The sequence below is a fragment of the Streptococcus mitis genome (assembly GCF_002005545.1).
Lineage (GTDB): Bacteria > Bacillota > Bacilli > Lactobacillales > Streptococcaceae > Streptococcus > Streptococcus mitis_I.
Window position 1 is genome coordinate 799,145 of record NZ_LBMT01000001.1, and the last position, 17,457, is coordinate 816,601.

Consider the following 17,457-nt stretch of genomic DNA (forward strand, 5'->3'; position numbering starts at 1 on the left):
GAGAGTTTATGAATATTGCTTGGATATTATTGTATACGCTTATTACTAATGGGCTAAAAATTGTTATTTTCTTTAAGGTAGATGGAATTGGTCTCAATTTTGAGAGAATTTTTAAGGCCTTTCTTTTTAAGCTACTTTTGGCAGTTGTTTTTGTAATGATTAGCTATATAGTAGGAAATGATTATCTATCTTATTTTATGGAACCCTTGTACGGTATAGGTTTGTCTTTCTTACTGTTAAGAGGGCTTCCTAAAAAACTCCTCTTCTTTTATGGTCTCTTTCCAATGATATTGGTGAATCTCTTTTATAGAGGGGTCTCCTATTTTGTGCTTCCATTTTGGGGACAAGAAATTGTAGATAAAGGTAGCAATCCTATCTTTTTATTGATGACGATATTCGTTTGCTTCATAGTTTTAGTCTTTTTGAAATGGTTGGACTATGATTTCACTAACTTGAGAAAGGAGATTCTCGATAAAGGTTTTCAAAAGTCCCTGACCACGATTAACTGGATAATGGGGGCTTATTATCTAGTGATGCAAAGTCTGTCTTTCTTTGAATATGAACAAGGTATTCAATCAACGACTGTTCGCCATCTGATTCTAGTGTTTTACTTGCTCTTTTTTATGGGGATTATCAAGAAACTGGATACCTATTTGAAGGACAAACTCCATGAGAGATTGGACCAAGAGCAGGCCTTGCGCTACAGAGATATGGAGCGATATAGTCGGCATATAGAGGAACTTTACAAGGAAGTACGAAGTTTTCGACATGACTACACTAACCTCTTGACTAGCTTACGTCTGGGCATTGAAGAGGAGGATATGGAGCAGATAAAAGAGGTCTACGACTCGGTCTTAAAGGATTCTAGTGAAAAATTGCAGGACAATAAATATGACCTTGGACGATTGGTAAATATTCGTGACCGTGCCCTCAAAAGTCTCCTAGCAGGTAAATTTCTAAAAGCCAGAGATAAGAAGATTGTATTTAATGTCGAAGTTCCTGAGGAGATTCAGGTAGAGGGGATGAGCTTGCTTGACTTTCTAACCATTGTGTCTATCCTTTGTGACAATGCTATTGAAGCTAGTGTAGAAGCCTGTCAACCTCATGTTTCAATCGCCTTTTTAAAAAATGGAGCACAGGAGACCTTTATCATTGAAAACTCCATCAAAGAAGAGAGCATAGATATTTCTGAAATCTTCTCCTTTGGAGCCAGTTCTAAAGGGGAGGAGAGAGGAGTTGGTCTCTATACCGTCATGAAAATTGTGGAAAGTCATCCCAATACCAGTCTCAATACCACCTGCAAAAATCAAGTCTTTCGTCAAGTTTTAACGGTTCACTTGCTGCCGGTTGGTCATTAGAAAATTTGTGAAAAAAGAATTGGCAGAAGCTAGCAGTTGAAGTCTGTTTTTAGTCAGTTTGACTTGTACTATAGTATATGAGGTATATTAAATGAATAAGAAATCCTTTTTTATCATCTGTTCTACGTTGATCATAGCTTCGAATCTTCTCATGATTTCCGTGGTGAACAAGGGAGAAGAAACAGGGAGTAACCTGTTTGTGATTGCTATAGCCTGTGTTATGTTACCAGTCTTTTTATATGCAGTTGAAAACCAACTGACTTCATTGGTAAGAGTAGAATCAATACTCCTGATTCAGTTGACAGTTATATCCCTACTCCGTCTTATCAATAGAATAGGGAGTACGCCTGAAATCCTCAACATTATCATTACCCTTATCGCTTTGGCAAGTGGGACAGCTGCTATCCTTGTTGCGATTATGAGAATATATGAGAACATACGGAAGTGAGGGTGAGTAGTTTTCTATTTTGTATTTTCACATTGTCAAGTTCCCCCAGGGCAAGTATGTTTTTCATGCTTGCTTTTTAAATTTTTTACAATTCAAGATGTTTTGATGACCATTTATGATTTGAGTGTTCCAAGGATAAAATGAGTGCTATACTAGCAGTGTAAAGGTTGTAGCTAAACTAAGATAAAGCATACATTTAGGAGGAAATCTTATGAAGAAAAAAATACTAATCATTTTCGTTCTGTATCTGATCATGTCTATCCTTCTTTATCCGCTTAGGGAGAGTATTTGGTATCATCTATTTTATACCATAGCCTATATGATTGCGGTTGTGATCTATTTTGCTTTAACTAAAAAGAAAGGAGCAAAGAAATGAAAACTTTTCTTGCTAAAAAACGGAACATCTTCCTTGCGAGATTGTTCTTAGGTCAGTTGCCTTTACTTGTCTCTACTTATCTATTTCTATCTCGTCAGTTTTTAAATTTTTCCGTAGTTCTCCAATTTCTTTTAGTGGTTATTAACTTGGCCTCTATTTTGGTTACTGTTTACCTCACTAGGGAAATGAGGATAAGAGAGTTTGAAGATGATGATTTGGTTAGTCCTAGAACCAATCAACTCATGTTCATCGGCTTGACAGGTTTTATGTCTATTATTTGTTTGTATAGAGGTGTCACAGCAGGAGAATCTTACCAACAACTAATTGCCTATATTGGCGCTATTCTCTGCTTGATTATTATGCTTCTACTCATTTGGGGCTTGAAGTATTATAAAAAGTAGCTTGCCTTCCTCTTCTGACAGAATCTTTTATTAGAAGGCTCTATTAAACTGTCCGTGAAATAAGTGAATGGAGGTATTTAATATGAAATATAGATTATTTCTTGTTATTTTCTTGAGTAGTATGTTGAATATTCTTTTAGGGACATTTTTACAAATCTCTAATGTATCGATTGGGTGGATTGTTCTCTACAGTGGATTATTTGAAGCAGGCGTTTTCCTTCTTGCTAATAAAGGGGTAGCGGTAAAAATAAAGGAAGTAGATATTCGAAATCGCTTTAAATTTATTTTTGGAAAAACCTTATGGTTTCAAATTTTTTTGCTCATCTTTTTGATGGTCAAACTTTATCTTGGTTTGGATGCGAGGTTGATTTTATTCTATGGACATATTTTCATTGTCTTTAATGCCTTAATGTATCTATTATCTAGTAGTCAGGTTAGCCTTAAAAAGAACAAGCTGTCTTCTTAATCTTGCAGTAATAGAGCATGACAAGGTGAGCTATCCTGTCTTGTAGATAGTAGGGAGGATTTATATGAAAAGACACGCTATTCTTTTCAAAACGAGTGCAATTCTTTCTTATTTGTTTCTGTTTTTCGGACTGTCTTGGACAACCCAATTTTGGAGCAATTATTGGGAGTTCTCGTCTTGGGTAGGAAATATTATCTGGATTCGAAACATCATCAGTCTTCTCTTTATCTGCTTGATGGTTTGGATTTTGGTCAGGTCGGGCCATGCTTATCTCTTTCGTATCCCTAGGAAAAAGTGGTTGAGCTATTCTGTTCTGACGGTGTTAGCCGCTGTTGTACTTATCTGCTTTAACTATCTGACAGCTAAACACGTCCAGGGAACTAATGAAGGGTGGAATTTGTTTATTGCCTATAGTGAGACAAATTTTGCGGAGTTTGGTGTTTACCTAACCTTAATCGTACTAGGACCTCTGATGGAAGAATTGGTATGTAGGGGCCTGCTTCAACATGCCTTCTTTAAGGATTCGAGATGGGGGCAGGATCTTCTCTTTCCGTCATTCTTATTTGCCTTGCCCCACTTTTCTAGCTTGCCAAGTCTCGCAGATATTTTTGTCTATACGGCAGTGGGCTGTCTGTTTGCCTGTCTAACACGTTATACGAAGAGTATCTATCCTTCTTATTCGATTCATATTGTTAATAATATCATCGCAAACTTACCATTTTTGCTCACTTTTCTACATAGGGTCTTAGGGTAAAAAAACCAAAGCCTTGCTTTTTAGCCATAGAGGAGGTTATCATGTATAAACACTTATTTTTCCTAGATTCAAAAACCTTAGACCGGTTGACGCCCTATATTCTGGTCTTGGCTTCTGACACCATTGCCTTTAATGTTTTTGTGCTAACCTTTGTATCTGCGGTGGTCTTTAATTCCCTAAATTCCATGCTAGCTTTAATGGCTATATTCTTAGGGGCTGGCTATGTGGTCGGATTTTGGTTACTCAAATGGTTTGTTTTGGAAAGACTAGATCTAAAGAATGACGTGTAGGAAGTCTGTTTGGTGAGGAGGATAGCTTTATGGAGTTTTTTGATAAATTTCATGCCTTGTGTTTTGGATTTTTAGTACTACTAATCGTCATTACAGTTCCTTATACGATTAACCATGGGGATTTTTTTCAAAATGAATCTGAATTGATTATTGTAAGTCTTCTAGTAACCTCGCTGAGTGTTGCTTATGCTAGAAAGTTTGAAATGATTTCTTTTGGGATGTTAAGCAAGAAAGAACTTTTACTTTTCATTGCAATCTTTCTTCTAAGTGTGCTTGAGACGCTGGTTTATATTCATTTCTTCGCTGTTTCTTCTGGCGCGGGAGTTCAACACTTGGCGGAAGTCAGCAGAGGAATTTCTCTGTCTTTGATTTTGACTTCCTCAGTTTTTGGACCCATCCAGGAGGAACTCATTTTCAGAGGACTTCTTCAAGGTGCGGTTTTTGACAATTCTTGGTTAGGGCTTGTACTAACTTCCTCTCTCTTTTCTTTCATGCATGGACCTTCCAATGTCCCTTCGTTTATTTTTTATCTACTTGGGGGCTTGTTGCTGGGCTTTGCTTATAAAAAGAGCCAAAACCTATGGGTTTCTACTCTAGTCCACATGTTTTACAACAGTTTGCCACTCTTATATTATTTATAAAAATTATGAAAAGGTAAGCAGAAGACGGTGCTTACCTTTTCTTTCTATAATGATACCCCAGCCAATCCAGAGGCTTTTCTTTGAGAATCGGGTGTGGAGCGGTTGACGAATAGGCCAAAAACTAGTAGAATAGTAAGGAAACTTTATACGGAGGAAAGAAATGGATTTGGGTGATAATGAGCTAACACTGACTCCCATACCTGGGAAAAGTGGCAAGGCTTATATGGGTAGCTATCCTGATGGGAAGCGTATCTTTGTAAAAATGAACACCTCTCCAATCCTACCTGGTCTAGCTAGAGAACAAATTGCTCCACAATTATTATGGAGTCGCCGTTTGGCAGATGGGCGTGATATGTGTGCTCAAGAATGGTTGACAGGCAAGATATTGACCCCCTATGATATGAATCGTAAGCAAATCGTCAATATTTTAACCCGTCTTCATCGCTCACGTCCGTTGATGACACAGTTGAGTCGTTTGGGATATGCTATGGAAACACCTGTAGATTTACTACAGTCTTGGCAGGAAACGGCTCCAGATGCTTTGCGTAAAAATCATTTTATCAGTGAAGTGATGGCTGATTTACGTCAAACTATTCCAGGATTTAGAGAGGACTATGCGACCATTGTCCATGGAGATGTACGACATAGTAATTGGATTGAGACAGACAGTGGCTTGATTTATTTGGTGGATTGGGATTCGGTTCGTTTGACCGATCGCATGTTTGATGTGGCCCATATGCTCTGCCATTATATTCCAGAACATCAGTGGAAGGAATGGTTGACCTACTACGGCTATAAGTATAATCAAACGGTATTAAATAAATTGTATTGGTACGGTCAATTGTCTTACTTGAGCCAGATTTCCAAGTATTATATGAACCAAGATTTAGAAAATGTCAATCGGGAGATTCATGGCTTGCGTCACTTCCGAGACAAGTATGGAAAGAGAAGATGAGAGTTAGAAATCGTAAAGGGGCGACAGAATTACTAGAGGCAAATCCCCAGTATGTGGTCCTCAATCCCTTAGAAGCCAAGGGAAAATGGCGGGACTTGTTTGGCAATGATAATCCCATTCATGTGGAGGTTGGAAGTGGAAAGGGTGCCTTTGTTTCAGGTATGGCTAAGCAAAACCCTGACATCAACTATATCGGGATTGATATTCAAAAGTCTGTTTTGAGCTACGCTTTGGACAAGGTGCTTGAAGTTGGAGTGCCTAACATCAAGCTCTTGTGGGTAGATGGTTCTGATTTGACTGACTACTTTGAAGACGGTGAGATTGATCGCTTGTATCTGAACTTTTCAGATCCATGGCCTAAAAAACGCCATGAAAAGCGTCGTTTGACCTACAAGACCTTCTTGGATACCTTCAAGCGTATCTTGCCTGAAAATGGAGAAATTCATTTCAAGACGGATAACCGTGGCTTGTTTGAGTACAGCCTAGTGAGCTTTTCTCAATATGGCATGAAACTCAATGGTGTCTGGCTTGATTTACATGCTAGTGATTTTGAAGGCAATGTCATGACAGAATACGAGCAAAAATTCTCCAACAAGGGTCAAGTTATCTACCGAGTTGAGGCAGAATTTTAAGAAATAGCCTAAAATCAGGCTGTATAAGTGCTTTTGCTTTACATAAGTTGGCAAACGTGCTATACTAAGAGTAAGAATATGAAAAGTGAGGCGGGGAAATATCTTCGCCTCTTGCTTATGAGGAGGTGGACGCAATCGCAACAATCGTAGAATTAGTCAGAGAAGTTGTAGAACCTGTCATCCAAGCACCTTTCGAACTCGTGGATATCGAGTATGGAAAGATTGGCAGTGACATGATTCTCAGTATTTTTGTAGATAAACCTGAAGGAATTACCTTGAACGACACGGCAGACTTGACAGAAATTATCAGTCCTGTTCTAGACACCATCAAGCCAGATCCCTTCCCAGAACAATATTTCCTAGAAATCACCAGTCCAGGCTTGGAACGTCCTTTAAAAACCAAGGATGCCGTTGCTGGAGCAGTTGGGAAATACATCCATGTCGGGCTCTACCAAGCCATCGATAAGCAAAAGGTCTTTGAAGGAACCTTGTTGGCCTTCGAAGAGGACGAGTTGACTATGGAATATATGGACAAGACGCGTAAGAAAACTGTCCAAATTCCATACAGTTTAGTATCAAAAGCACGTTTAGCAGTTAAATTATAGAAAAAGAAAGGATAGCTTTTGAGGATTCAAAAGTGAAGAAAACATGAGTAAAGAAATGCTAGAGGCCTTCCGCATTTTGGAAGAAGACAAGGGAATCAAAAAAGAAGACATCATCGATGCAGTAGTAGAATCGCTTCGTTCCGCTTATCGCAGACGCTATGGTCAATCAGACAGCGTAGCTATTGACTTCAACGAAAAAACAGGTGACTTTACCGTTTACACTGTCCGTGAAGTAGTTGATGAGGTATTTGATAGCCGTTTGGAAATCAGCTTGAAAGATGCTCTTGCCATTAATTCAGCCTATGAGCTTGGTGACAAAATCAAGTTTGAAGAAGCACCTGCTGAGTTTGGTCGTGTAGCAGCTCAATCTGCCAAACAAACCATCATGGAAAAAATGCGCAAGCAAACACGTGCCATCACTTACAATACTTACAAAGAGCATGAACAAGAAATCATGTCTGGTACAGTAGAACGCTTTGACAACCGCTTTATCTATGTCAACCTCGGCAGCATCGAAGCCCAATTGTCAAAACAAGACCAAATTCCTGGGGAAGTTTTTGCTTCTCATGATCGTATCGAAGTTTATGTCTACAAGGTTGAAGACAACCCTCGCGGTGTCAACGTCTTTGTTAGCCGTAGCCATCCAGAAATGATCAAACGCTTGATGGAGCAAGAAATTCCAGAAGTTTATGATGGAACTGTTGAAATCATGAGCGTGGCTCGTGAAGCTGGTGACCGTACGAAGGTTGCCGTTCGTAGCCATAATCCAAACGTGGACGCTATCGGTACAATCGTTGGACGTGGTGGAGCGAATATCAAGAAGATTACTAGCAAATTCCACCCAGCTCGCTACGATGCTAAGAGCGACCGTATGGTGCCAATCGAAGAAAATATCGACGTTATCGAGTGGGTAGCAGATCCAGCTGAATTTATCTACAATGCCATCGCTCCTGCTGAGGTTGACCAAGTTATCTTTGACGAAAACGACAGCAAACGTGCCTTGGTGGTTGTTCCTGATAACAAGCTTTCTCTTGCCATCGGTCGTCGTGGACAAAACGTTCGTTTGGCGGCTCACTTGACTGGTTACCGTATCGATATCAAGTCTGCTAGTGAATTTGAAGCCATGGAAGAAGCTGGTTCGGTAGAGTTGGAAGCAGAAAACGATACTGTAGAAGAATAAAAGCTGCTAGAGGAGGGAAAGATGAAAACAAGAAAAATCCCTTTGCGCAAGTCTGTTGTGTCCAATGAAGTGATTGATAAGCGGGATTTGCTCCGCATTGTCAAAAACAAAGAAGGGCAAGTCTTTATCGATCCAACAGGCAAGGCTAATGGCCGCGGCGCTTATATCAAACTAGACAATGCAGAAGCCATAGAGGCTAAAAAGAAGAAGGTCTTTAACCGCAGCTTTAGCATGGAAGTGGAAGAAAGCTTTTATGACGAGTTGATCGCTTATGTGGATCACAAAGTGAAAAGAAGAGAGTTAGGACTTGAATAAGCAAAAGATAAGCAATCTCTTGGGACTCGCTCAGCGAGCAGGCCGAATAATATCGGGTGAAGAATTGGTGGTCAAGGCCATTCAAGACGGCAAGGCCAAGTTGGTCTTTCTAGCCCATGATGCTGGACCCAATCTAACCAAGAAGATTCAAGATAAAAGTCATTATTATCAAGTAGAAATTGTAACCGTGTTTTCAACACTGGAATTAAGCATAGCAGTCGGAAAATCGAGAAAGGTTTTGGCTGTAATAGATGCTGGATTTACAAAGAAAATGAGGTCTCTTATGGAATAGAAGAGGAGGACATGATTTGTCTAAGAAAAGATTGTACGAAATCGCAAAAGAACTTGGAAAAGAAAGTAAAGAAGTTGTAGCGCGTGCAAAAGAGTTGGGCTTGGATGTGAAAAGCCACTCATCAAGTGTGGAAGAAGCTGTCGCTGCAAAAATCGCTGCCAGCTTTAAGCCTGCAGCTGCTCCGAAAGTAGAAGCAAAACCTGCAGCACCAAAAGCAAGTGCAGAAAAGAAAGCCGAAAAATCTGAGCCAGCTAAACCAGCTGTAGCTAAGGAAGAGGCAAAACCAGCTGAGCCAGTCGCTCCGAAAACAGAAAAAGTAGCGGCTAAACCGCAAAGTCGTAATTTCAAGGCTGAGCGTGAAGCACGTGCCAAAGAGCAGGCAGAACGACGCAAGCAAAATAAGGGCAATAACCGTGATCAACAACAAAACGGAAACCGTCAGAAAAACGACGGTCGTAATGGTGGGAAACAAGCTCAAGGCAACCGCGACAATCGTCGCTTTAATGACCAAGCTAAGAAACAGCAAGGTCAGCAAAATCGTAGAAATGAGCGCCGTCAGCAAGAGGACAAACGTCCAAATCAAGCGGCTCCACGTGTTGACTTTAAAGCCCGTGCAGCAGCCCTAAAAGCAGAGCAAAATGCAGAATATGCCCGTTCAAGTGAGGAACGTTTCAAGCAGACTCAGGCTGCCAAAGAAGCCTTGGCCCAAGCAAATAAACGCAAGGAGCCAGAGGAAATCTTTGAAGAAGTGGCTAAGTTAGCTGAACAAGCGCAACAAGAACAGCAAGCACAGCAAGTTCAAGCAGTGGTTGAAGTCGTCCCTGAGAAAACAGAACCTGCAGTGGATACACGTCGTAAAAAACAAGCTCGACCAGACAAAAATCGTGACGATTATGATCACGAAGAAGATGGTCCTAGAAAACAACAAAAGAATCGAAGTAGTCAAAATCAAGTGAGAAATCAAAAGAATAGTAACTGGAATAACAACAAAAAGAACAAAAAAGGCAATAACAAGAACAACCGTAATCAGACTCCAAAACCTGTTACAGAGCGTAAATTCCATGAATTGCCAACAGAATTTGAGTATACAGATGGTATGACCGTTGCGGAAATCGCAAAACGTATCAAACGTGAACCAGCTGAAATCGTTAAGAAACTCTTTATGATGGGTGTCATGGCCACACAAAACCAATCCTTGGATGGAGAAACCATCGAACTCCTCATGGTGGATTACGGTATCGAAGCCAAACAAAAGGTTGAAGTGGATAATGCCGACATCGAACGTTTCTTTGTCGAAGATGGTTATCTTAATGAAGATGAATTGGTTGAGCGTCCACCAGTTGTAACTATCATGGGACACGTTGACCATGGTAAAACAACTCTCCTAGATACCCTTCGTAACTCTCGTGTTGCTACAGGTGAAGCAGGTGGTATCACTCAGCATATCGGTGCCTACCAAATTGTTGAAAATGGCAAGAAGATTACCTTCCTTGATACACCAGGACACGCGGCCTTTACATCTATGCGTGCGCGTGGTGCTTCTGTTACCGATATTACGATCTTGGTCGTAGCGGCAGATGACGGAGTTATGCCTCAAACTATCGAAGCCATCAACCACTCAAAAGCAGCCAACGTTCCAATTATCGTAGCCATCAACAAGATTGATAAACCAGGTGCCAACCCAGAACGCGTTATCGGTGAATTGGCAGAGCATGGTGTTATGTCAACGGCTTGGGGTGGAGATTCTGAATTTGTTGAAATTTCAGCTAAATTCAACCAAAACATCGAAGAATTGTTGGAAACAGTCCTTCTTGTGGCTGAAATCCAAGAACTCAAGGCAGACCCAACAGTTCGTGCGATCGGTACAGTTATCGAAGCGCGCTTGGATAAAGGAAAAGGTGCGGTCGCAACCCTTCTTGTTCAACAAGGTACCTTGAATGTTCAAGACCCAATCGTTGTCGGAAATACCTTCGGTCGTGTCCGTGCTATGACCAACGACCTTGGTCGTCGTGTTAAAGTTGCTGGACCATCAACACCAGTTTCTATCACAGGTTTGAACGAAGCGCCAATGGCGGGTGACCACTTTGCCGTTTACGAAGATGAAAAATCTGCGCGTGCAGCTGGTGAAGAGCGTGCCAAACGTGCCCTCATGAAACAACGTCAAGCTACCCAACGTGTCAGCCTTGAAAACCTCTTTGATACCCTTAAAGCTGGTGAACTCAAGTCTGTTAACGTTATCATCAAGGCCGATGTACAAGGTTCTGTTGAAGCCCTTTCTGCTTCACTTCAAAAAATCGATGTGGAAGGTGTCAAAGTGACCATCGTCCACTCGGCAGTCGGTGCCATCAACGAATCTGACGTGACTCTTGCCGAAGCTTCAAATGCCTTTATCGTTGGTTTCAACGTACGCCCTACACCACAAGCGCGTCAACAAGCCGAAGCTGACGATGTGGAAATCCGTCTTCACAGCATTATCTACAAGGTTATCGAAGAGATGGAAGAAGCCATGAAGGGGATGCTTGATCCAGAATTTGAAGAAAAAGTTATCGGTGAAGCAGTTATTCGTGAAACCTTCAAGGTATCTAAAGTGGGAACCATCGGTGGATTCATGGTTATCAACGGTAAGGTTACCCGTGACTCTAAAGTCCGTGTTATCCGTGACGGTGTTGTTATCTATGATGGCGAACTCGCAAGCTTGAAACACTATAAAGACGACGTCAAAGAAGTTACAAACGGCCGTGAAGGTGGATTGATGATTGATGGCTACAATGATATCAAGATGGATGATGTGATTGAGGCTTATGTCATGGAAGAAATCAAGAGATAATAGAGAAACGATAGCTCATTTGACTCGTCGTCAACAGCGCCTTGATGAACCCTCAGTTCTATCTAAGGCTTGTTTCCTAGATTCAAATGGCTCTAGTTCCTCTATCTAATAAAAATAGCTAGGTCTGCTGGCCTAGCTTTTGGTTCAAAGTAGAGAAAGGAATATCATGGCAAATCATTTCCGTACGGATCGTGTGGGCATGGAAATCAAGCGTGAAGTCAATGAGATTTTGCAAAAGAAAGTCCGTGATCCGCGTGTCCAAGGCGTGACCATCACAGATGTTCAGATGCTGGGTGACTTGTCTGTAGCCAAGGTTTACTACACCATTTTGAGTAACCTTGCTTCAGATAATCAAAAAGCTCAAATCGGGCTTGAAAAAGCAACTGGTACCATCAAACGTGAACTTGGTCGTAATTTGAAATTGTACAAAATCCCAGATTTGACCTTCGTCAAAGACGAATCAATCGAATATGGAAACAAGATTGACGAAATGCTACGCAATCTGGATAAGAACTAAGAAGGAGGGGAAACCCTCTTTTTTAGTGGGTGAACTCTTCTAGCTATTAATAGCTGTATTAGCAAAAAAACAGTTTAAAAAATTTGTAAATACCTCATAGTATGATATGATAAAGTTTAATACGAATGATAAATGGAGATAGAGATGGGCAAACAAGAGTTAGCGATGCAAGTGCTGCAACAAGTGGTGAAATTACCCATGGTCAAAGTTAATCGAGAAAAATTTTTAGTTGACAAATTTTCTAAAGAGTTAGATCGAAAGGATATTGCTACATTATTGGAAAAAGGTCCGACCTCTTTGTTAACAAAGGAAAGCTTGGATCGAGTTGCTAAGACCTGTATTAAGGACAATGTTCTACGAGCAAGCGGGACTTCGATTTTGGCAGGTTTACCTGGCGGTATTGCCATGGCAATCACTATTCCAACAGATGTAGTTCAGTTTTATGCTTTTTCATTAAAGTTAGCCCAAGAACTAGGCTATATTTATGGATTTGATGATCTTTGGGAATCCCGTGATGAATTGAGCGAGGATGCTCAAAATACACTCTTACTTTATCTCGGTGTCATGCTAGGGGTAAATGGAGCAGGAGCTTTGCTTCGCTCTGGAGGTGTAACAGTTGCCAAGCATGTGATGAAGACGATTCCGCAGAAAGCGTTGACAAAGACACTTTGGTATCCTATTCTGGAGAAAGTTTTGAAAATTTTTGGAGTCAGCTTGACAAAGGGAGGCTTGGCTAAGGGAATGGGAAAAGTGATTCCTATTTTAGGGGGTGTCCTTTCTGGTGGCTTAACCTTTGCGACCATGAAGCCGATGGGGGAAAGACTGCAAAAGGAATTATCCAAATTAGTTAACTATAATGAAGGGCAGTATCAAATAGATATTGATACTATCCGAAAAGAAGCTGAAATCATCGAAGGTGAGTAATATGGGACTCATAAAAATTCTAGCTAAAACTTACGGGAATTACTTTTTAACCATGCAAGGTGTAAAAGTAATAAAAACGATAAAGAAAGATGACCATGTCGTTGTTGGTCTGGGGAAACTTTTTATTGCAGACAAGTTAATGGATACGGCTCGATGGCTCATCAAGCCAGAGGAGAGAGAATGAAATTTTTTTGGGGACTTCTTGCTATTATTTTTATTAAACCGATTATTGGGATTTTGAAATTCTTTTGGATGATCATCTCTTTTGCAGTCCAATTGCTGTTTTACAAGATATTATTTAAGATATTGGATTGGCTCTTTAAACTTATTTAGATGGTTATCCAAGTCGCAGAGAACTAGCAGGAACTCCACTGCTAGTTTTTTAATCTCTTTCCTTGTGGTATAATAAAAGCAGTAAAATCATTTTAGAAGATTCAATGGAGGTCGTCATGGACAATATCATCGATGTGTCAATTCCTGTTGCAGAAGTGGTGGACAAGCATCCAGAAGTCTTGGAAATTTTAGTCGAGCTTGGTTTTAAACCCCTTGCCAATCCCTTAATGCGCAACACAGTTGGTCGTAAAGTATCGCTCAAACAGGGTTCTAAGCTCGAAGGAACCCCTATGGACAAGATTGTCCGCACGCTGGAAGCAAACGGCTACGAAGTGATTGGGTTAGACTAATGGCAGATGAACGGATTCATGTCCTGCGGGATATTTTGTTAGAATTGCATAATGGTGCCTCTCCTGAGTCGGTTCAGGAGCGTTTTGATGCGACCTTTGCGGGTGTCTCAGCCATCGAGATTTCCCTCATGGAGCACGAGCTGATGAACTCAGACTCAGGTGTCACCTTTGAAGATGTCATGGAACTCTGCGATGTCCATGCCAATCTTTTTAAAAATGCTATTAAAGGTGTTGAAGTTTCTGATACCGAACACCCTGGGCACCCAGTTCGTGTCTTTAAGGAAGAAAATCTGGCTCTCCGCGCTGCCTTGATTCGCATTCGTAGATTGTTAGATACATATGAGTATATGGAAGATGAAGAAATGCTTGCGGAGATGCGCAAGGGCTTGGTGCGTCAGATGGGACTTGTGGGGCAATTTGATATTCATTACCAGCGCAAGGAAGAGCTCTTCTTCCCTATCATGGAGCGCTATGGACACGATTCACCTCCTAAAGTTATGTGGGGAGTGGATGACCAGATCAGGGAACTCTTTCAAACAGCTTTAGCGACAGCCAAGTCACTACCAGAAGTGTCGATTTCCGCTGTAAAGGAAGCTTTTGAAGCTTTTGCGACAGAGTTTGAAAGTATGATTTTCAAGGAAGAATCTATCCTTCTCATGATTCTTCTTGAGTCCTTTACTCAGGATGACTGGCTTCAGATTGCGGAGGAGAGCGACGCTTATGGTTATGCCATCATACGTCCATCTGAGAAATGGGTGCCAGAAAGACATAGCTTTGTTGAGGAAGATAGTGCAGGGGAGCCTGTACAGCTAGATACGGCAGAGGGTCAAGTTCAGCAAGTTATCGATACGCCAGAAGGCCAGTTTACTATTACCTTTACTCCTAAGGAAAAGGAAGCAGTGCTGGACCGCCATAGTCAACAGGCTTTTGGGAATGGCTATCTCTCAGTAGAGCAGGCCAATCTCATCCTCAATCATCTTCCTATGGAGATTACCTTTGTCAATAAAGACGATATTTTCCAGTATTACAATGACAATACGCCGGCTGATGAGATGATTTTCAAACGAACACCGTCCCAAGTCGGGCGCAATGTTGAACTTTGCCATCCGCCTAAGTATTTGGACAAGATCAAGACCATAATGAAGGGGCTTCGTGAGGGAAGCAAAGACAAGTATGAAATGTGGTTCAAATCTGAGTCACGAGGCAAGTTTGTCCACATCACCTACGCAGCAGTGCACGATGAAGAGGGAGAATTCCAAGGAGTGCTGGAGTATGTTCAGGATATTCAGCCCTACCGTGAGATTGATACGGACTATTTCCGTGGATTAGAATAAGGAGAAAAAATGAGTTACGAACAAGAATTTATGAAGGAATTTGAAGCCTGGGTCAATACCCAAATCATGATCAATGACATGGCGCACAAGGAAAGCCAAAAAGTCTACGAAGAAGACCAAGACGAGCGTGCCAAAGATGCCATGATTCGCTACGAAAGCCGCTTGGATGCTTATCAGTTCTTGCTTGGTAAGTTTGAAAACTTCAAGGCAGGCAAGGGATTCCATGATTTGCCAGATGGCTTATTCGGTGAGCGAAATTATTAAAGGTAACTTCTAAAACTAACTTCCAGTTTCCCCCAACCTAGCTTTTAGTATGAGAAAAACGCGTGAAATCAGTGGAAATCCGTATTAGACTAACTTCCGCTGGTTTTCTTTTTCTTGATATATAAGGGTTCAAAAGCGAAAAGACACAGAAAAAAGTGCACGACAAATAGCCCTAAAACAGAGTCGTCTTAGAGTAACTTCCAGTTGCTAGCGTTTAGTTTGAGACTTTTCGATGGTGATAAGATGTGTAGTTAGAGTGGAAAATTCCCTTTATTTCAATAAATCAGGTGATAAGTGTGTGTCTTCTGGTTTGACAAATTGGCAACCCAGAAGAGCGGCGATGTCCTCGCCAAAGGTGAAGGTGAAGACGTCGTAAGCAGATTTTCCTTGAAACTCTTCTCGTTTCAAGGAATTGACATGGGAAATGACTAGATTGACGTCTTTCTGAGTCAGCTGGTCAAAGGAAGTGCCCTTGGGCAGAATGGCTCGCAAAACCGTATGGTTCTTCTCAATCCGCCCCTTCTGGTCAGGACGGCTAGGGTCGCAGAAGTAGAGGTGAGACTTCCCATCAATGTCTCTCTCAAGCTCCTCCACATAGGAGAACTCAGAGCCGTTGTCCGTTAGAATGACAGGGAACAGCTGATGGAACGCAACCCCTCCGTCCATGACTCTTTCTTTCAAAGCTGCGAATTTAGTGGCGACCTCCAGAGCAGTCTTGTTGTCCAAAAGCAAGGCGAAGAGGAAATTGCAGAAGGAAACGTTGAAGGTGAGCAGTAGCTTTCCACCAGGTCTGCCGATGACCGTGTCCATTTCCAACCATTTGAAGAAATCATCTGTTTCTCGTAACTCTTGGAAATCTTGGTAGGTTCGCCCAATTTTTAGCTCTTTGGGAATAGCTACTTTTCTGGATTTTCTGCGTTCCTTGAACGTGACCATCCGAGGAAAATCAATGGGCTTGGCTGTCAGATATCCCAGCTTGGCATGCCGATACACCGTAGCTTTCGACACAGGTAGGTTATGTGTCTGAATGATATGGTAGATGCTTTGTTTCTTCTGGATGCCTAGGGTTAAGACCTTGTCCATCTGATAAAAACTTTCCTTGTTTAGGGGAATGCCCTCTCTGGACTCCCTCAACATAGTCTCGTACTGTTCCTGTGCCTTTTTCGCGTAGTAAAGATAGCGGTTAAACCCACAATCCGTCCTCTTTTTTGGACAGTTGTTACAGACATAAGGAGCTTTTTTGAGAAGAGGGCAATCCGTGCAATCAGATTTGACGGATGTTGGATGAATGATGCGATTGCGCTTGATTTCCTTTGAAATCGTTGACGGGTCTTTTCCCATCTTCTCAGCGATGGAACGGAAAGTCTCCTGTTGGCTGATTCCAGTTTGGATGTCAATACGGTCTTCTAGAGTGAGATGTTTTTGTTTTTTCGTCATGAGGTGCCTCCTCACGAAAAGTCTCAGGCTTAATTCTAGCATAATTCGTCGTCTGAGACTAACTTCCAGTTTTGGGAGAGAGCTGGAAGTTACTTTGAGAAGTTACGCGAAATTATTAAACGAGATAGATTCTTGATTTTTTACTAAAATCTTGATAGAATATTTATATTAAATCCTTGTCAGAGCAGGGGTTTTTTATTGAAAGGATTTTATCATGTCAAAGAAACTCAATCGTAAAAAACAATTACGAAATAGCCTCCGTCGTGCAGGTGCTTTTTCAAGTACTGTGACTAAGGTTGTAGAAGAGACAAAAAAAGTCGTAAAACGTGCAGAACAGTCAGCAAGCCAAGCTGGTAAGGCTGTTTCTAAAAAGGTTGAACAAGCAGTAGAAGCTACCAAAGAGCAAGCTCAAAAAGTAGCCAATTCTGTAGAAGATTTTGCAGCAAACTTGGGTGGGCTTCCACTTGATCGTGCCAAAACCTTCTATGATGAAGGCATCAAGTCTGCTTCAGATTTCAAAAACTGGACTGAAAAAGAACTCCTTGCTTTGAAAGGAATCGGCCCAGCTACCATCAAGAAATTGAAAGAAAATGGCATCAAGTTCAAGTAATCTTTCTTGTGCCTTGCATTTCCGTCAAAATCTTGCTACAATAGATCCATTAGAGGTGTTTTGAATCCCACATTTTACAGAAAGTGGCGGCGCTGAGAAGTCCACAAATGTGTCAAAACTGGTTGCTAATGGATGAAAAATTGAAATA

General features: G+C 41.3%; 22 protein-coding genes. 21 read left to right on the plus strand and 1 reads right to left on the minus strand.

Features of this window, described 5'->3' with window-relative positions; all coding sequences use genetic code 11:
- The first annotated feature begins 8 nt into the window (after positions 1-8).
- The 20 genes from QS39_RS04120 to QS39_RS04220 all read left to right on the plus strand — a co-directional run bounded on the left by QS39_RS04120 (position 9) and on the right by QS39_RS04220 (position 15,262).
- Positions 9-1,358, plus strand: a complete 1,350-nt coding sequence (locus tag QS39_RS04120) for a sensor histidine kinase (protein WP_077804716.1) — start codon at positions 9-11, stop codon at positions 1,356-1,358.
- 151 nt (positions 1,359-1,509) lie between these two features.
- On the plus strand, positions 1,510-1,806 hold the full coding sequence (locus tag QS39_RS04125; protein ID WP_374057324.1) for a hypothetical protein: 297 nt from the start codon (positions 1,510-1,512) through the stop codon (positions 1,804-1,806).
- A 372-nt stretch (positions 1,807-2,178) separates the two neighbouring features.
- Positions 2,179-2,583, plus strand: coding sequence for a hypothetical protein (locus tag QS39_RS04135; RefSeq protein ID WP_000846945.1), 405 nt, complete (start codon positions 2,179-2,181; stop codon positions 2,581-2,583).
- Positions 2,584-2,665: 82 nt separating this feature from the next.
- Entirely contained in the window at positions 2,666-3,049 is a 384-nt protein-coding gene (locus tag QS39_RS04140) for a hypothetical protein (protein WP_000877389.1), read from the plus strand.
- Between the two features lie 64 nt (positions 3,050-3,113).
- Positions 3,114-3,803 carry a CPBP family intramembrane glutamic endopeptidase gene (locus tag QS39_RS04145; RefSeq protein ID WP_000820344.1) on the plus strand — a complete coding sequence of 230 codons (690 nt, stop codon included), beginning with the start codon at positions 3,114-3,116 and terminating at the stop codon, positions 3,801-3,803.
- Positions 3,804-3,844: 41 nt separating this feature from the next.
- Positions 3,845-4,093 carry an immunity protein BlpZ gene (gene blpZ, locus QS39_RS04150; protein ID WP_000276505.1) on the plus strand — a complete coding sequence of 83 codons (249 nt, stop codon included), beginning with the start codon at positions 3,845-3,847 and terminating at the stop codon, positions 4,091-4,093.
- 29 nt (positions 4,094-4,122) lie between these two features.
- Positions 4,123-4,734 carry a CPBP family intramembrane glutamic endopeptidase gene (locus QS39_RS04155; protein ID WP_000394051.1) on the plus strand — a complete coding sequence of 204 codons (612 nt, stop codon included), beginning with the start codon at positions 4,123-4,125 and terminating at the stop codon, positions 4,732-4,734.
- 160 nt (positions 4,735-4,894) lie between these two features.
- Positions 4,895-5,689, plus strand: a complete 795-nt coding sequence (gene ccrZ, locus QS39_RS04160) for a cell cycle regulator CcrZ (RefSeq protein WP_000363005.1) — start codon at positions 4,895-4,897, stop codon at positions 5,687-5,689.
- On the plus strand, positions 5,686-6,321 hold the full coding sequence (trmB, locus tag QS39_RS04165; RefSeq protein ID WP_001266094.1) for a tRNA (guanosine(46)-N7)-methyltransferase TrmB: 636 nt from the start codon (positions 5,686-5,688) through the stop codon (positions 6,319-6,321). The genes ccrZ and trmB overlap by 4 nt, the downstream gene beginning before the upstream one ends.
- 125 nt (positions 6,322-6,446) lie before the next feature.
- The gene (gene rimP / locus QS39_RS04170) at positions 6,447-6,926 is read left to right on the plus strand and encodes a ribosome maturation factor RimP (RefSeq protein WP_000338691.1); all 480 of its coding nucleotides are present in this window, start codon (positions 6,447-6,449) and stop codon (positions 6,924-6,926) included.
- A gap of 43 nt (positions 6,927-6,969) precedes the next feature.
- Entirely contained in the window at positions 6,970-8,106 is a 1,137-nt protein-coding gene (gene nusA, locus QS39_RS04175) for a transcription termination factor NusA (RefSeq protein ID WP_049502004.1), read from the plus strand.
- A 21-nt stretch (positions 8,107-8,127) separates the two neighbouring features.
- On the plus strand, positions 8,128-8,421 hold the full coding sequence (gene rnpM, locus QS39_RS04180) for an RNase P modulator RnpM (protein ID WP_077804718.1): 294 nt from the start codon (positions 8,128-8,130) through the stop codon (positions 8,419-8,421).
- On the plus strand, positions 8,414-8,713 hold the full coding sequence (locus tag QS39_RS04185) for a YlxQ-related RNA-binding protein (protein WP_077804719.1): 300 nt from the start codon (positions 8,414-8,416) through the stop codon (positions 8,711-8,713). Before rnpM ends, QS39_RS04185 begins: the two co-directional genes overlap by 8 nt.
- A gap of 16 nt (positions 8,714-8,729) precedes the next feature.
- Positions 8,730-11,540 (plus strand): translation initiation factor IF-2, encoded by a 2,811-nt coding sequence (gene infB / locus QS39_RS04190; RefSeq protein ID WP_077804720.1) that lies wholly within the window; start codon positions 8,730-8,732, stop codon positions 11,538-11,540.
- A 166-nt stretch (positions 11,541-11,706) separates the two neighbouring features.
- The gene (gene rbfA, locus QS39_RS04195; protein WP_001273601.1) at positions 11,707-12,057 is read left to right on the plus strand and encodes a 30S ribosome-binding factor RbfA; all 351 of its coding nucleotides are present in this window, start codon (positions 11,707-11,709) and stop codon (positions 12,055-12,057) included.
- Between the two features lie 144 nt (positions 12,058-12,201).
- Complete coding sequence (locus QS39_RS04200) at positions 12,202-12,981, plus strand: hypothetical protein (protein ID WP_142761241.1); 780 nt, start codon at positions 12,202-12,204, stop codon at positions 12,979-12,981.
- A 1-nt stretch (position 12,982) separates the two neighbouring features.
- The gene (locus QS39_RS04205; protein ID WP_077804722.1) at positions 12,983-13,165 is read left to right on the plus strand and encodes a hypothetical protein; all 183 of its coding nucleotides are present in this window, start codon (positions 12,983-12,985) and stop codon (positions 13,163-13,165) included.
- A gap of 265 nt (positions 13,166-13,430) precedes the next feature.
- Complete coding sequence (locus QS39_RS04210; protein ID WP_000368739.1) at positions 13,431-13,664, plus strand: DUF1858 domain-containing protein; 234 nt, start codon at positions 13,431-13,433, stop codon at positions 13,662-13,664.
- Positions 13,664-14,998, plus strand: coding sequence for a DUF438 domain-containing protein (locus tag QS39_RS04215; protein WP_077804723.1), 1,335 nt, complete (start codon positions 13,664-13,666; stop codon positions 14,996-14,998). The genes QS39_RS04210 and QS39_RS04215 overlap by 1 nt, the downstream gene beginning before the upstream one ends.
- A gap of 9 nt (positions 14,999-15,007) precedes the next feature.
- Positions 15,008-15,262 carry a DUF1912 family protein gene (locus tag QS39_RS04220; protein WP_000119706.1) on the plus strand — a complete coding sequence of 85 codons (255 nt, stop codon included), beginning with the start codon at positions 15,008-15,010 and terminating at the stop codon, positions 15,260-15,262.
- A gap of 270 nt (positions 15,263-15,532) precedes the next feature.
- Here QS39_RS04220 and QS39_RS04225 read toward each other — a convergent pair whose 3' ends face one another.
- Positions 15,533-16,699, minus strand: a complete 1,167-nt coding sequence (locus QS39_RS04225) for an IS30-like element ISSmi1 family transposase (protein WP_077804689.1) — start codon at positions 16,697-16,699, stop codon at positions 15,533-15,535.
- Positions 16,700-16,913: 214 nt separating this feature from the next.
- Between QS39_RS04225 and QS39_RS04230 the strand changes: the two genes are divergently transcribed.
- On the plus strand, positions 16,914-17,309 hold the full coding sequence (locus tag QS39_RS04230) for a helix-hairpin-helix domain-containing protein (protein ID WP_000038635.1): 396 nt from the start codon (positions 16,914-16,916) through the stop codon (positions 17,307-17,309).
- Positions 17,310-17,457 lie beyond the last annotated feature (148 nt).